This window comes from Arthrobacter sp. W4I7, assembly GCF_030816215.1.
In the GTDB taxonomy this organism is placed as follows: Bacteria; Actinomycetota; Actinomycetes; order Actinomycetales; family Micrococcaceae; genus Arthrobacter; species Arthrobacter siccitolerans_A.
The window spans coordinates 4,252,022-4,264,717 of sequence record NZ_JAUSXU010000001.1; the positions used below are offsets into that span (position 1 = coordinate 4,252,022).

The 12,696-nt window shown below is 66.3% G+C and carries 14 protein-coding genes; 4 read left to right on the forward strand and 10 right to left on the reverse strand.

What is annotated here, in order from left to right:
• The first annotated feature begins 144 nt into the window (after positions 1 to 144).
• Entirely contained in the window at positions 145 to 1,809 is a 1,665-nt protein-coding gene (gene pgm / locus QF047_RS19330; RefSeq protein WP_307280399.1) for a phosphoglucomutase (alpha-D-glucose-1,6-bisphosphate-dependent), read from the forward strand.
• Between the two features lie 51 nt (positions 1,810 to 1,860).
• Here the strand turns inward: pgm and QF047_RS19335 are convergent, their stop codons facing one another.
• Both QF047_RS19335 and QF047_RS19340 read right to left on the reverse strand, forming a co-directional pair.
• Positions 1,861 to 2,349, reverse strand: coding sequence for a 2'-5' RNA ligase family protein (locus QF047_RS19335; RefSeq protein ID WP_307280401.1), 489 nt, complete (start codon positions 2,347 to 2,349; stop codon positions 1,861 to 1,863).
• Between the two features lie 153 nt (positions 2,350 to 2,502).
• Positions 2,503 to 3,108 carry a malonic semialdehyde reductase gene (locus QF047_RS19340; protein WP_307280404.1) on the reverse strand — a complete coding sequence of 202 codons (606 nt, stop codon included), beginning with the start codon at positions 3,106 to 3,108 and terminating at the stop codon, positions 2,503 to 2,505.
• A gap of 220 nt (positions 3,109 to 3,328) precedes the next feature.
• On the opposite strand from QF047_RS19340, the gene QF047_RS19345 reads away from it, so the two are divergent.
• Positions 3,329 to 4,681, forward strand: coding sequence for a uracil-xanthine permease family protein (locus tag QF047_RS19345; RefSeq protein ID WP_307280408.1), 1,353 nt, complete (start codon positions 3,329 to 3,331; stop codon positions 4,679 to 4,681).
• 6 nt (positions 4,682 to 4,687) lie between these two features.
• Here QF047_RS19345 and QF047_RS19350 read toward each other — a convergent pair whose 3' ends face one another.
• The 5 genes from QF047_RS19350 to QF047_RS19370 form a co-directional block, all read right to left on the reverse strand.
• Positions 4,688 to 5,542 carry an SGNH/GDSL hydrolase family protein gene (locus tag QF047_RS19350; protein ID WP_307280410.1) on the reverse strand — a complete coding sequence of 285 codons (855 nt, stop codon included), beginning with the start codon at positions 5,540 to 5,542 and terminating at the stop codon, positions 4,688 to 4,690.
• Positions 5,539 to 6,402 carry a GAF domain-containing protein gene (locus QF047_RS19355; RefSeq protein WP_307280412.1) on the reverse strand — a complete coding sequence of 288 codons (864 nt, stop codon included), beginning with the start codon at positions 6,400 to 6,402 and terminating at the stop codon, positions 5,539 to 5,541. Before QF047_RS19355 ends, QF047_RS19350 begins: the two co-directional genes overlap by 4 nt.
• A gap of 103 nt (positions 6,403 to 6,505) precedes the next feature.
• On the reverse strand, positions 6,506 to 7,405 hold the full coding sequence (locus QF047_RS19360; protein WP_307280414.1) for a glycosyltransferase family A protein: 900 nt from the start codon (positions 7,403 to 7,405) through the stop codon (positions 6,506 to 6,508).
• A 179-nt stretch (positions 7,406 to 7,584) separates the two neighbouring features.
• A complete protein-coding gene (locus QF047_RS19365; RefSeq protein WP_307280417.1) occupies positions 7,585 to 7,956 on the reverse strand; it encodes a hypothetical protein in 372 nt (123 codons plus the stop codon).
• Positions 7,957 to 8,034: 78 nt separating this feature from the next.
• Complete coding sequence (locus QF047_RS19370) at positions 8,035 to 8,934, reverse strand: SDR family oxidoreductase (RefSeq protein WP_307280418.1); 900 nt, start codon at positions 8,932 to 8,934, stop codon at positions 8,035 to 8,037.
• A 248-nt stretch (positions 8,935 to 9,182) separates the two neighbouring features.
• On the opposite strand from QF047_RS19370, the gene QF047_RS19375 reads away from it, so the two are divergent.
• Both QF047_RS19375 and QF047_RS19380 read left to right on the forward strand, forming a co-directional pair.
• Entirely contained in the window at positions 9,183 to 9,680 is a 498-nt protein-coding gene (locus tag QF047_RS19375; protein WP_307280421.1) for a DUF6328 family protein, read from the forward strand.
• 79 nt (positions 9,681 to 9,759) lie between these two features.
• Entirely contained in the window at positions 9,760 to 10,089 is a 330-nt protein-coding gene (locus QF047_RS19380) for a LuxR family transcriptional regulator (protein WP_307280423.1), read from the forward strand.
• On the opposite strand, the gene QF047_RS19385 is transcribed toward QF047_RS19380, so the two are convergent.
• The 3 genes from QF047_RS19385 to QF047_RS19395 form a co-directional block, all read right to left on the reverse strand.
• Entirely contained in the window at positions 10,090 to 11,214 is a 1,125-nt protein-coding gene (locus QF047_RS19385; protein ID WP_307280427.1) for a glycerate kinase, read from the reverse strand. It lies immediately after the preceding gene.
• A gap of 121 nt (positions 11,215 to 11,335) precedes the next feature.
• Entirely contained in the window at positions 11,336 to 12,145 is an 810-nt protein-coding gene (locus QF047_RS19390) for an SDR family oxidoreductase (RefSeq protein ID WP_307280430.1), read from the reverse strand.
• Between the two features lie 54 nt (positions 12,146 to 12,199).
• The gene (locus tag QF047_RS19395) at positions 12,200 to 12,619 is read right to left on the reverse strand and encodes a hypothetical protein (RefSeq protein ID WP_306637567.1); all 420 of its coding nucleotides are present in this window, start codon (positions 12,617 to 12,619) and stop codon (positions 12,200 to 12,202) included.
• Between the last annotated feature and the right edge of the window lie 77 nt (positions 12,620 to 12,696).

The following is a 12,696-nucleotide window of genomic DNA, read 5'->3' on the forward strand; positions in this document are numbered from 1 at the left end:
GGCGGCGGTATATAAGTACTTTGCCGGGCCAGTACTCAGGTTGGCTACTTGTTTGATGACGCTGTGCCGTCACAGGACCGGACACAGGGCCCGGATTTTGGACGGGTCGTTTTGACTGTGGCTCCCGTCTGGCATGCTGGTCCCATGGCTAGCCGCGCGGGTACAGTTGCCCAACCCCAGGACCTTGTTGACATCACAGCGCTTCTTGACGCGTACTACGACATCACGCCGGATCTGGGTGATCCAGGCCAGCGCGTAGTGTTCGGCACCTCCGGGCACCGCGGTTCCAGCCTCAAAGCGTCGTTCAACGAGAAGCACATTGTCGCCATTACCCAGGCGATTGTGGAGTACCGGGCGGCGGAGGGCGTCACGGGTCCGCTGTTCCTGGCCAAGGATACCCACGCGCTGAGCGAGCCGGCGCAGAACTCAGCCCTTGAGGTGCTTGCGGCCAACGGCGTGCAGGTCCTCATCGACGCCCGCCACGGCTACACCCCCACCCCGGCTCTGAGCCACGCCATCCTCACCTACAACCGGAATGCCGGTGCGGGTGCGCCCCAGGCTGACGGCATCGTGGTCACCCCCAGCCACAACCCGCCGGGCGATGGCGGCTTCAAGTACAACCCTCCGCACGGCGGCCCGGCCGATTCGGACGCCACCGGCTGGATCGCCAACCGAGCCAACGAACTGCTCGAAAACGGCCTTCGTGGCGTCAAGCGCATCCCGGTGGCTGACGCGCTGGCCGCGGACACCACCGGCAAATTCGACTTCCTGAGCAGCTATGTGGACGACCTCCCCTCCGTCCTGGACCTGGACGCCATCCGCGAAGCCGGGGTGCGGATCGGGGCTGACCCCATGGGCGGGGCGTCCGTGGACTACTGGGGCGAGATCGCCGAGCGCCACCAGCTGAACCTCACCGTGGTCAACCCAACCGTGGATCCGCAGTGGGCCTTCATGACCCTGGACTGGGACGAGAAGATCCGGATGGACTGCTCCTCGCCCGCGGCCATGGCCTCACTGATCCAGCGCATGGCCGACGGCGGCGCCGGGGCGGGTGCCTCGTTCGATGTCGCCACTGGCAACGACGCGGACGCGGACCGGCACGGCATCGTCACCCCCGATGGCGGGCTGATGAACCCGAACCACTACCTCGCCGTCGCCATCGACTACCTGTACCGCAACCGCAGCGGCTGGAACCCGGGCTCCGTGGTGGGCAAGACGCTGGTGTCCTCCTCCATCATCGACCGCGTGGCCGAAAGCCTGGGCCGCAAGCTTGTGGAGGTCCCGGTGGGCTTCAAGTGGTTTGTTCCGGGCCTGCTCTCCGGCGAGGGCGCGTTCGGCGGCGAGGAGTCGGCCGGTGCCTCCTTCAACAAAAAAGACGGCAGCGTCTGGACCACGGACAAGGACGGCATCCTGCTGGCCCTGCTCGCCTCGGAGATCACCGCGGTCACGGGCAAGTCCCCGTCCCAGCTCTACAAGGGCCTCACGGACCAGTTCGGCGCCCCGGTCTACGCCCGCATTGATGCCGCCGCCACGCGGGAGCAGAAGTCGGCACTGGGCAAGCTGTCGCCGTCGGACGTCACGGCTACTGAACTGGCGGGCGAGCCAATCCTCGCCAAGCTTACGGAAGCACCCGGCAACGGCGCGTCGATTGGCGGCCTCAAGGTGGTTACCGAGAACGCCTGGTTCGCGGCCCGCCCGTCCGGGACCGAGGACGTCTACAAGATCTACGCCGAATCCTTCAAGGGCGAGGACCACCTGAAGCAGGTGCAGGCGGAAGCCAAGGCACTGGTGGACGGCGTCATCGCCTAGGAGGCTGCTTGGTCCCGGCTATTCAGCCCCCCGCTGTTTAGTCGCGGCTCTTTAGTCCAGGCTCCAGAGCCGGAGCACGCGCCGGACGGTACGGTCACCGTCCGGCGCCATGTCCACCAGGGCAATCCGGTCAAGCACGACGGCGTCGCCCGGATTCAGCCGTTTGTCACCGTGGTGTGAGACGTGCGGCCGATAGCCGGAGAGGGTGTGGGCTGGCGTGAGCACCTTGCCGTCCAGGCGCGTGACTGTGCCGACGAGCTGCTCGTGCAGGGTGTGCAGGTCCGGCTGCGGTTGGATAAGGCTCACGGGCACCGAGCCGTTGCGGCCGAACCCGGCGTCTTGGCCCACCGTGAGGCTGGCGCCCAAGGCTGCCGTTGCATAGGGGTCTGCCAGTTCGGCGACGCTGACGGTGACGTCGGCACCTGCCGGACTCTCGACGTCGAACCTCACCAGCGTGATATGCAGCGGCCATGCCGACCGCGGGAACACCAGCCCTTCGGGCACGGGCTCGACGAACGCCACAAAGATCAGATTCCGCATCTGCCCAGTCTCCCACCGCCCTCCAACGCCCCATCAGATTCCGCACCTAAATCCCAAGCGCTCCATCACTTAACGCGTTTAAAACATCAACGCCCCATCACTCGGTGATGGGGCGTTGATGAAAAAGACGCAGGAAGTGATGGGGCGTCGAGGTTAGACGGTGCGGACGACGTCCTCGTAGGAGAACTTGGGCTTGGCTGTGCCCCAGGCGTCCTCGGCGGGCTGGCCGATGTTGACCACCAGGAAGCTCTTCTGGTCACCCTTGGGGAAGAAGGCGGCGTCGATCGCGGCGAAATCCGCACCCGTCATGGGGCCGGCCGCGAAGCCGAGCGACCGGACAGCCAGGATGAAGTAGCCGGCCTGCAGGTGGGCGTTGTTGTTGCCGGTGGCGGCGGCCAGTTCCGGGTTGGTGTCGTACATGGCCTTCGGGGCGTTGTAGCCGGGGAGGAAGTTGTCCCACTGCCCGGCCCAGTCGGTGTCATAGCTGAGGATGGCCACGAGCGGGGCGGAGGCGGTCTTGGCTTTGTTCCCGTTGGCGAGTGCGTCAACGAGCGTGGCGCGGGCTTCAGCGGAGCGGACGTAGGTCACGCGCAGCGGCTGCGAGTTGAAGGCGGTGGGGCCAAACTTGGTGAGCTCGTAGATGGCCTGTGCCTGCTCTTCGGTCACCTGTCCGGTGAAGGAGTTGGCGGTGCGGGCCTGGGCGAAGATGGCGTCGACGGCGGCCGAATCGATAACCGCTTCTTCGTGGGCAATAGTCATTGGCGTACCTTTCGCTGCGCCGCCCCGCGTGCCGGGGTGGCGTGTTCGCTTTCCATAGTTGCAACTTCAACCACTCCTTTCCTCTTCCCGTGACGGCTCGTGACTTCAGCCACAGCGGCATCCGCGAGCAACCTGGCGGTACGGGGCGAAAAGCTTGGCGGTATTCTGGAGCCAGTTGATCTTCGCCCTCCGCGGCCACCCCATTGAAAGGCCTCCGCCCATGAGCATGCTCGGAATCAAATGGAAGCTGCACGGCAACGGCAAGTCCATCAAGCCGGGCCACGTGGTGGCCCCCGATGAACGGCTTGCCTGGCCGCTGACCATTGGGGTGGGCATGCAGCACGTCGTGGCCATGTTCGGCGCCACCTTCCTGGTACCCATCATCACCGGCATGCCGCCTGCCACCACCCTGTTCTTCTCAGGCATCGGCACACTGCTGTTCCTGGTTATCACCAAAGGCCGCGTGCCCAGCTACCTGGGCTCAAGCTTCGCGTTCATCGCGCCCATCATGGCGTCCCAGCAGGCGTTCGGGGTCCCCGGAGCGCTGGGCGGCGTGGTGCTGGCCGGCGCCGCACTGGCCCTGGTGGGCGCCATTGTGCAGAAGTTCGGCGCGGGCTGGATCAACCGGCTGATGCCGCCCATCGTCACCGGCGCGATCGTGGCTCTCATCGGCCTTAACCTGGCCCCTGCGGCGAAAAACAATTTCGACGCCGCCCCCGTCACCGCCGTGATCACGCTGGCCACCATCATCCTCGTCAGCGTCCTGTTCCGCGGGATCCTGGGCCGCCTCAGCATCCTGGTGGGCGTGGTGGTGGGCTACCTCGTGGCCATGCTTCGGGGCGAGGTGAGCTACGACAAGATGGACGCGGCCGCCTGGGTGGGCCTGCCGCAGTTCCAGGCCCCCGAATTCCACCTCGGCGTCCTGGGCCTGTTCGTGCCCGTGGTGCTGGTGCTGGTGGCCGAGAACATCGGCCACGTGAAGTCAGTGGCTGCCATGACCGGACAGAACCTCGACGGCGTCTCCGGCCGCGCGCTGATGGCCGACGGCGCCGCCACCGTCCTGGCCGGCTTCGGCGGCGGCTCCGGCACCACCACCTACGCAGAGAATATCGGCGTCATGGCCGCCACCAAGGTGTACTCCACGGCGGCCTATTGGGTGGCCGGAATGTTCGCCATCCTGCTGAGCTTCTCCCCCAAATTCGGCGAGCTGATCGCCACTGTGCCGCCGGGTGTGCTGGGCGGCGCAGCCACCATGCTCTACGGCATGATCGGCATCCTGGGCGTGAAGATCTGGGTGCAGAACAAAGTGAACTTCTCCAACCCCGTGAACCTGACCACCGCCGCCGTCGCCCTGATCATCGGCATCGCGGACTACACCTGGACCATCGGCGAGCTCAAGTTCACGGGCATCGCCCTGGGTTCCGCCGCAGCGCTGGTGATCTACCACGGCATGAAGGCGATCGCGAAGGCCAGGGGCACCGTGGCGGAACCCGAAACGGAGCAGGCCGGACTTCCTCCTGCCGCCAAAGCGGCCATGAATGCGGCCGCGAAACGGGCGCCCAAGAAGCGCTAGTACAGGCTAAGCGACGTCATGTGAGTCCACGCCGTCGCCATCGCTACCGAGGCCAAAGACCGGGCCTGGCAGCGGCCGCTTAGGCTCCAAGGGCGCCCCGGCCGGGGGCCGCAGCCTCCGCAGGACCCAGGGGAACAAGTACTGCCTTGCCCAGATCAGGTCTTCGGCCCTGGCCTGGGTCCAGCCATGTGACGGGACCGGCCGCGGCTGCAGGGCCTTGAGCGAATGCGGCACCGCGAGCGCGTCGAGGGCGGCAACGGCAACCACGTGATGCCCCAGGGGCGACAGGTGCAGGCGGTCCTTGTCCCACATCCGGGCGTCATGGAGCGCCGGGAGGCACCACAGGTCAATCATCACCGCGTGGTGGCGCATGCCGATCGTGTGGAGGTGCTCATTGTAGATAGCAAGCCTCCCGCGGATTTGCCCCAGCACCGGCGTACCGCCCCAGTCGGGCCCGGCGAACAACATGATGGTGGCCCCGGTTTCAGCCAGCACGCCGACAGCCTGGTCCATCTTCTCGGCGAGTTTGTCCGGGTCGCCGCGGCGGAACACAACGTCATTGCCGCCCCCGGACATTGCCACCAGGTCCGGCTTAAGTGCGAGAGCCGGCGCGAGCTGCCCGTCGATAATCTCCTGCAGCAGCATCCCCCGCAGGGCGAGGTTGGCGTAGGCGAAGTCGTGCTGCCCCCTGGCGAGTTCCTCTGCCGCCCGGTCAGCCCAGCCGCGGAAACCGCCGATGCTGTGCCGTTCGGGATCGCCGATTCCTTCAGTGTACGAATCGCCAAGGGCTACGAAGCGGTGCCAGGGGTGCCGCTCGGCCGGGGGACGTTCCTGCCAGGCTTCCTGCTGTCCGATGGTCATGCCGGCCGTCCTTTCGCGGTAGAAGGATGCGCATCCGGCGCCCCAGCCTCGGGCGGCTGGCCCAGCTCTGCCGGAGCCAGCAGGCGGAAGTCCTCAACGTCGTCGGCCATTTCCCGCCGGTCCCTGGAAGGGTCCCGACCGGGGACCTGCGTGACCGGGGCAACCACGTTCAAGGCAGCGTCCCGCAGGCCGAACTCATGGTGCGACGCCTCCCGCTGCAGGAAGCGCAGGGCACCCTCCCTGCTGAGGCCGTACTCATCCATGAGGCTGCGGACCGCAAGGTCCACCAGGACCAGGGAGCTTTGGGCTACGGCAATGCCCGCGGCGGCCTCCGCGCGCTCCGCCACGCGAACCACCACCCGCAGTGCGCGGGCCACCTGCCTGACGTAGCTCTGGCTGCGGAGAAGATCGTCGCTGCCGAAAACATGCGGCGAGGGAGCGTAGAGGTTCATGGCCGCGCTCGTCATGCCCTCGGAAACAATGGGCATGGACAGGAGGGACTGCACCCCGTGGCTGGCGGCGGCGCTGGCATACCCGGGCCAGCGGCGGTCCCGGCGGACATCGGACAGGAGCACGAATTCGCCGCTGCGCAGGGCTTCGAGGACTGGCCCGTCAGCAAAGGAGCATTGTTCCCGGTCCGCGTCGCGGGCCTGTTCGCTGCTGGCCGCGAGGGTGCGTGCCTTCCCCAGGCGGAAGAGGGTTGCAGCCCAGCCGATGCCGCGGATTTCACCTTCGATGTCCTTCATGAACTCATGGGTGACATCCCAGAGGTAGTCTTCAACGTCCTTGCTGTCGAAGACTGGCTCTGGCGGAATCGGAAGCGGTCCCCAGCCAACCTGCCCCGTGGGTTCAGCGGCCATTATCCACGCCTTGTTTGAAGCGCTCCGGCCCACTGCAAAACCTTGTTTCTACAGAATACGTCGAATGCCCCGGTTGGCGGGAGGGGGCGGCGCTGTTCCCTGTTCAGTCGACGGCGGGGCTGTTGCCTGCGAACGCAGTGGCGCTTTCACTGAGGACGACGTCATAGGCCTCCACCCGCCGGTCCGTCACCGTGGTGGGTGACTCCAGGTGCACTGCCCCCGACGGCAGGATGCCGGCGGCGCCGTACCTCTCCATGACCTGCCACTGGGCCACGACGTCCTCCCCGGCGTGCTCCACTGGAAGGCTCGGCCAGAAGGTGAAGCCGCCGGCATCGGTCAGGGCTTCGCGCCGGTACAGGACGCACCCGCCGAGCCAGGCCACGCGGTAGGGCAGCCACTCCCCCGGCTCCAGGGAAAGATCCGCGCTGACGTGGCTGAGGTTGGCGGCGTTGTGAAGCGGCCAGCGCTCAAATCCGGGCGTGCCCGGACGGATGCGTTCCGGCGTTACCGGCCCGTCCCACGCTTCAAAACCCGCCGTTTGCTCCGGCCGCCTGTCATCGAGGTAGGACAGTCCCTGCGGAGCCATGCCCACAAAGCCGCAACCCAGCGCCTCAAGTGCCGCGTTGAGCCGCTCCAGAGCACCGGGCTCCAGCCACACATCGTCGTCAAGGAAGAGGCACTTCTCCGCGCTTGCCTGGTCGAGCAGGAACTGGCGGTGCTCAGCCAGCCCGCGCCGCGGCAGATGGCGCAGCAGCGTCACCGGGCGGCCCTGGGCCTCGAGGACCCGCACCATTGCAGCGGCCGCAGGATGCTCCCAGCCGGGCGCATCGGTGGACTGATCGCTGACCACCACATGGAAGGAAGGATCCGCCTGCCCGGCCAGACCAGCCAATGTCACTGCCAGCTCCGCAGGCCGGTTGCACGTGGGGACCAGCACGTCCACCGCCACCGGTTCCGGCACCCCGCCACTGCGTGCCCACTGTTCTGATGATCTCCTGCTCACAGCCCACCTCCAGGCGCCTGCATCGGCATCGATAGTGAATGGGTATCCTCGTGTCCTGTACCCACATCACCGGGATGTATGCCGGACACGGCGAAGGCCCCCGCCCGCTGCCACATGTGACAGCAGGCGAAGGCCTGCAACCGTAGGCGCGGCGGGCTCAAGCAGCCGCGGCGGACCGGTCAGCCGGCGTCGAAGCTTTCGCCGCCGTCGTCGTTCGGCGATTCCTCCCGGGGCAGGTCATTGCCGCTGCCGTCCGGAATTCCTGTTGCTTCCTGCCCTGGCTCCGAGGAGACGGGAGCGGACCCCTTGGAGTCGTCGTTGTTCGCGTCGAGTTCGGCTTCGCCTGAGGGAAGGTCCACGTCGCGGGGCACTGGATCACTGCCAGTGCCGGACTGGGGCTCATTGGTGTCCGCGCCGCCCGCCCCACCGTCACCGGTAGTCGCCGAGCCGTTTGCCGAGCCCTGGCTTCCACCCAGTTCCTGCTCTGCAGTGGGAGTGCCGTATCCGCCCGGATCGGTCTCCGGCTGCGCGTGCTGGCTTTCCTCTGTCATGGTTCCTCCTGCTGTGCGTTGGATGGATAGTGCATTGGATCTGGGATGAGGTTGGACCTCGGATGAAAACTCGGCTGCTCAGAGCCCCTTTCCACCGGTCACCGGCAGTACAGCCCCGGAAATGTAGGACCCGTCCTCCGAGGCCAGCAGGACATAGGCCGCGGCAAGCTCGGCGGGCTGGCCCGCCCGTTCCAGCGGCGTGTCCTGCCCGAACTTCGGAAGCTTCTCCGGCCACTCGGTGGCCGGTATTAAGGGAGTCCAGATGGGTCCCGGTGCCACAGCGTTTACCCTGATTCCCTTGGGGCCAAGTTCCTGCGCCAAGGCCTTGGTGAAAGCCACCTGCGCGGCCTTGGTCATGGCGTAATCGATCAGGCCCGGTGACGGGTTGAAGGCCTGGACTGATGCCGTGGTGATGATCGAGGCGCCCGGCTTCAGATGCGGCACGGCTGCCCGGGCCGTCCACAGCAGCGAGTAGAGGTTGGTCTTGAAGACCCGGTCGAATTCCTCCGTGGGCAGCGACTCGAAGCTTTCGCGGTTCTTCTGGTACGCCGCGTTCAGAACCACAACGTCGAGCCGGCCGAACTCCGCCGCCGTTTCGTCGGCAATCCGGGTACTGAATTCTTCCTCCCGGCCATCACCGGCAAACAGGAGGACCCGCTGGCCCGCCTTTCGGATCCAGTCCGCGGTGTCCTGCGCATCCTCCTCTTCTTCCGGGAGGTAGGAGATGGCGACGTCGGCCCCTTCACGGGCGAACGCGATGGCCGCCGCCTTGCCGATCCCCGAATCCCCACCGGTGATGAGGGCGGCCTTGCCCTGCAGTTTTCCGTGCCCCTCATAGCTGAGTTCCCCGTGGTCCGGCTTGGGCTCCATGGGTGCCGTCAGGCCGGGCTGCTTCTGTTCCTGCTCCGGAAAGGGGCCTGAGTGGTAGCCGCCCCGGGGATCCTTTGGCTGGTCTGTCTGCTTGTCCGTCTCGCTCATAGTCCGCCTGCTCACTGTGTCGGTTTCACTGTGTCGGTTTCACTGTGTCGGTTTCGAAAGGCGCGTGCACCGGCCCTTCGACGCTATCCCGGCCGGAGAAGCAAAGTCCACCGCCCGGTCCGAATAATCAGTAAACTTATCAAATGGTGGCCGCTGCGCAACGTTGCCCTTGTTTTGGGTAGCTAAGGAGTAGAAAGCTACCCGGAAGTGGTTGGTGCAGGGAGTGGTTGTTGCAGGAGGGAGAAGCGGTGTCTGATGTAGAGGACTACACGGGCAGGACGGGCAGGAACGAAACCCGCGAGGAACAGATGGACCGCAACTGGGCGGAACTGCTCCAAGAACTGCGCGTATTGCAGACTGGCGTGCAGATTCTTGCCGGCTTCCTCCTGACCCTCCCCTTCCAGTCGCGCTTCGAGAAGCTCGATGACTTCCAGGTTGGCCTTTACCTGGTCAACGTGGTGGTCGCCGCCCTGACCACCGCCTTCATCCTTCTTCCGGTCAGCGTGCACCGGAGGCTCTTCCGAAAGCGGCTCAAGGAAACGCTGGTTTCCAGCGCTGACGTCATCACCAAAATCGCCCTGGGCGGCATAGGGCTGTTGAGTGCAGGAACTGCCGCGCTGGTCTTTGATGTGACCGCCGGCCGGTCAGCCGGGCTGACAGCCGGGGGTGTGCTCCTGGCCGTGCTGGTGGTCCTGCTGGTCTACGTCCCGCTGCACTTGAACAGGCGGGCCACGGCCGGACGCTAGCCGTGGCTGCGAGCCTAACCGCGCTGCGATCCCCGGATTTACAAGGCCATTGATCCTCAACCAATGACAGGAGAACTTCATGCGGAAATTCCTCAGGATTGCCTTCGTGGCCCTGCTGCTGCTGGTCGCACCGGCGCTGTCGGCCGGAGCCGCGCAGGCCGCGCCAGCAACGTATGTACACGGAATCACAGCATCCTCCGAAGGGGCATGGGCGCAGTCAGCCGCGTCTCCCACACCGTCTCCCGGGGATACCGCCTCCACCGGCCCGGCTAATCCCGGAACCGGCGAATCAGCGGAAAACGAGTCCACGCGGCTTGATTACACCCCATGGGTTATCGGCGGTGTGGTCCTGCTGACCCTGATCGTGATCCTGATCTGGCGCCGCCGCCGCAACACCACCATCGTCTAGTCAGGCGCCCTCAAGTACCTGGCTTGTTGCCCAGGCCAGGTACTTGGCGGCGTTGGCCACCGCATCTTCCGGACCCGTTGCCACGTCAAGCAACTGGGCTGCGGCCACCACGCCGTGCCCGGCAAGGTCTTCGGGAGTCACGAGGATCCGCCCGGCCACCACGATCACCGGGATACCCCGTTCGCGTGCCGCATCCGCGAGCGCGATCGGGGCTTTCCCGGTCAGCGACTGGCCGTCCATGGACCCTTCTCCGGTGATCACGAGGTCGGCCGCGGAGAGCTGATCGGCAAGGCCGGTCAGTCCCGCCACCAGCGCAAAGCCACCTTCAAGCGCGGCATCAGTGAAGGCAAGGAACGACGCCGGGAAGCCGCCGGCGGCGCCCGCTCCCTCGACGTTGACGTCCCGGCCCGTCGCCTCCCGCAGGAGGGATGCCCAGTTGCGCAGGCCGGCGTCGAGCAGTTCCACGGACTCCGGGTCGGCGCCCTTCTGCGGGGAAAAGACGTGGGCCGCTCCCAGCGGGCCGTACAGCGGGTTCCGGACGTCGACGGCGATGCGGAACGTGGCGGCGGCAAGCCGGGGATCGAGCGCGGAGGCGTCCAGGACCACGATGTCCGCGAGGGAACCGCCCCCGAGCGGCACCACATTGCCAGCGGCGTCCAGCGGCTTCAGGCCCAGCGCGCGCAGGGCGCCGCTGCCGCCGTCGGTCATTGCCGATCCGCCGAGTCCCAGGACGATTTCCGTGGCACCCGCGTCCAAGGCGGCAGCGATCAGCTGGCCGCAGCCGTAGCTGTGGGCGCGCAGCGCGTTGGCGGGGGTGGGCTCCATATCGGCAAGTCCGGAGGCTTGGGCAGTTTCAATCACGGCAGTGACCTTGGCACCGTCGGCCTTCCGGATGGCCCACGCCGCGCCAACCGGGGCAAGGATGGGACCCACTACGGCGTTGATGCGCTCTTCGTAACCCGCTGCCACGGCAGCTTCAAGGGTGCCTTCGCCGCCGTCGGCAATGGGAAACTGCGTGGCGACGGCGTCCGGGTAGACGCGCAGGGCGCCCTCGGCGATGGCGGCGGCTGCTTCAGCGGCCGTAAGGGAACCCTTGAACTTGTCCGGAGCAATAAGAATGCGCATGGGCTCCATCATGCCAGCCCAAAACGGGAAAGCCCTTGCCAAATCCGTAATGCGGACACTGGCCTTCCCTTGGGAGGTTCCGCCGCCCAGGTTCAGCCCATGAAGCCCTCGCCGGCTGCCGCTACCCCTGCCGCCATTCGTGGCTGGTGATGTGCGAGCCTGCCTGCGGCCCCATCTGCAGCATGCCGCCGTCCACGGCCCATGAGGCTCCAGTGACGTAGCTTGAGGCCGGGGAAGCAAGGAAGGCGATCACTGCGGCGATTTCCCTGGCGTCGCCCGGCCGGCCCAGTGGAACACCTGGCCTGTCCTTCGTGGTGGGATCTTCATCCTCCTGCCCCGTCATGGGCGTGGCAATTTCGCCGGGGGCCACGCTGTTGGCAGTGATGCCATGCTCGGCGAGCTCCAGGGCGAGGGTTTTCATGAGCCCGCCCAGCCCGTGCTTGGAGGCATCGTAGGCGGAGGATCCCACCCGCGGCTGGAATTCGTGGACGCTGGTAACTGCCACCAGCCGTCCTCCCCTGCCGGCCTGGACCATGCGACGGGCGGCGGCCTGCAGGCAGACGAAGGCGCCATTGAGATTCGTGTCGAGTGTCTGCATCCAGGTCTCGACATCCAGGTCCAGGAACTTGGTCCCGTCACCGGTCCCCGCATTGTTGACAAAAACGTCCACACCGCCGAGCTCTTCCGCCAGTTCGTCAATGACGGCGCCGGCGCCCTGGAGGTCGGTAGTGTCCAGCTGGCGCACCACCGCCTTGCGCCCCAGGCCGCGGATTTCTTCCGCGGTCGCCTCTGCGCCCTCCTTGTCCGAATGCCAGGTGACGCCCACATCCATGCCCGCCCTGGCCAGCGCAACGGCTGTGGCTTTGCCGATGCCGGAGTCTGATGCGGTGACGATGGCGGTGGTGGGGCTGAAACCTGTGGTGTCCTGCATGGTGGCTCCTCTTCGCTAATAAGGCGGGCTTGGCAATCAGGCGGGGCTTGGTACTCAGGCGGGGCGGCGGAGTTCGGACGACGGGGGATAATCGCCCTCACCCGCTTCGGGAAAGTTGTCCCGCACTGCCCTCAGCGGCACGGCGAAGGTCACCACCGGCCGGGGGTGGGATTCGTCCGCCGACCTGACGGTCAGGCTCCTGGTTCCCGGCGGCACGGACGGGGTGAAAACCTGCAGGTTCCGGGACCCCAGATTAGCGGACCTGCGCAGCGTATATTCGGTGCCGAAATGGTCCTGGAGGATGATGGCGGGTTCCGGCTCGCGATCGGACGCCAACTGGATATTGACCACCAAACCGGTGGTCCAGATTTCCACGCTCAGCACAGTGAAGGCTGTGGAATCCGTGACGTGCCGGCCGTAGGTGGGAGGCAGCAGCATCCCGCGGAGGGAACCGGAAGGGATAAGTTCGCGCATAGTAGTTCCTGTAGATTATGCGCCTGCCGACGACGGGACGGCGCCGGAGGTGGTCCGGTGCTGTCTTGCGGCGGTAC

Bases quoted from the DNA above. Each gene is read 5' to 3' on its own strand.
- QF047_RS19345 (WP_307280408.1), top strand. From the start codon at position 3,329: ATGAGCATGCTCGGAATCAAATGGAAGCTGCACGGCAACGGCAAGTCC.
- QF047_RS19335 (WP_307280401.1), bottom strand. From the start codon at position 2,349: ATGCGGAATCTGATCTTTGTGGCGTTCGTCGAGCCCGTGCCCGAAGGG.
- QF047_RS19350 (WP_307280410.1), bottom strand. From the start codon at position 5,542: ATGACCATCGGACAGCAGGAAGCCTGGCAGGAACGTCCCCCGGCCGAG.
- QF047_RS19365 (WP_307280417.1), bottom strand. From the start codon at position 7,956: ATGACAGAGGAAAGCCAGCACGCGCAGCCGGAGACCGATCCGGGCGGA.
- QF047_RS19380 (WP_307280423.1), top strand. From the start codon at position 9,760: ATGCGGAAATTCCTCAGGATTGCCTTCGTGGCCCTGCTGCTGCTGGTC.
- QF047_RS19340 (WP_307280404.1), bottom strand. From the start codon at position 3,108: ATGACTATTGCCCACGAAGAAGCGGTTATCGATTCGGCCGCCGTCGAC.
- QF047_RS19370 (WP_307280418.1), bottom strand. From the start codon at position 8,934: ATGAGCGAGACGGACAAGCAGACAGACCAGCCAAAGGATCCCCGGGGC.
- QF047_RS19390 (WP_307280430.1), bottom strand. From the start codon at position 12,145: ATGCAGGACACCACAGGTTTCAGCCCCACCACCGCCATCGTCACCGCA.
- pgm (WP_307280399.1), top strand. From the start codon at position 145: ATGGCTAGCCGCGCGGGTACAGTTGCCCAACCCCAGGACCTTGTTGAC.
- QF047_RS19385 (WP_307280427.1), bottom strand. From the start codon at position 11,214: ATGCGCATTCTTATTGCTCCGGACAAGTTCAAGGGTTCCCTTACGGCC.
- QF047_RS19395 (WP_306637567.1), bottom strand. From the start codon at position 12,619: ATGCGCGAACTTATCCCTTCCGGTTCCCTCCGCGGGATGCTGCTGCCT.
- QF047_RS19355 (WP_307280412.1), bottom strand. From the start codon at position 6,402: ATGGCCGCTGAACCCACGGGGCAGGTTGGCTGGGGACCGCTTCCGATT.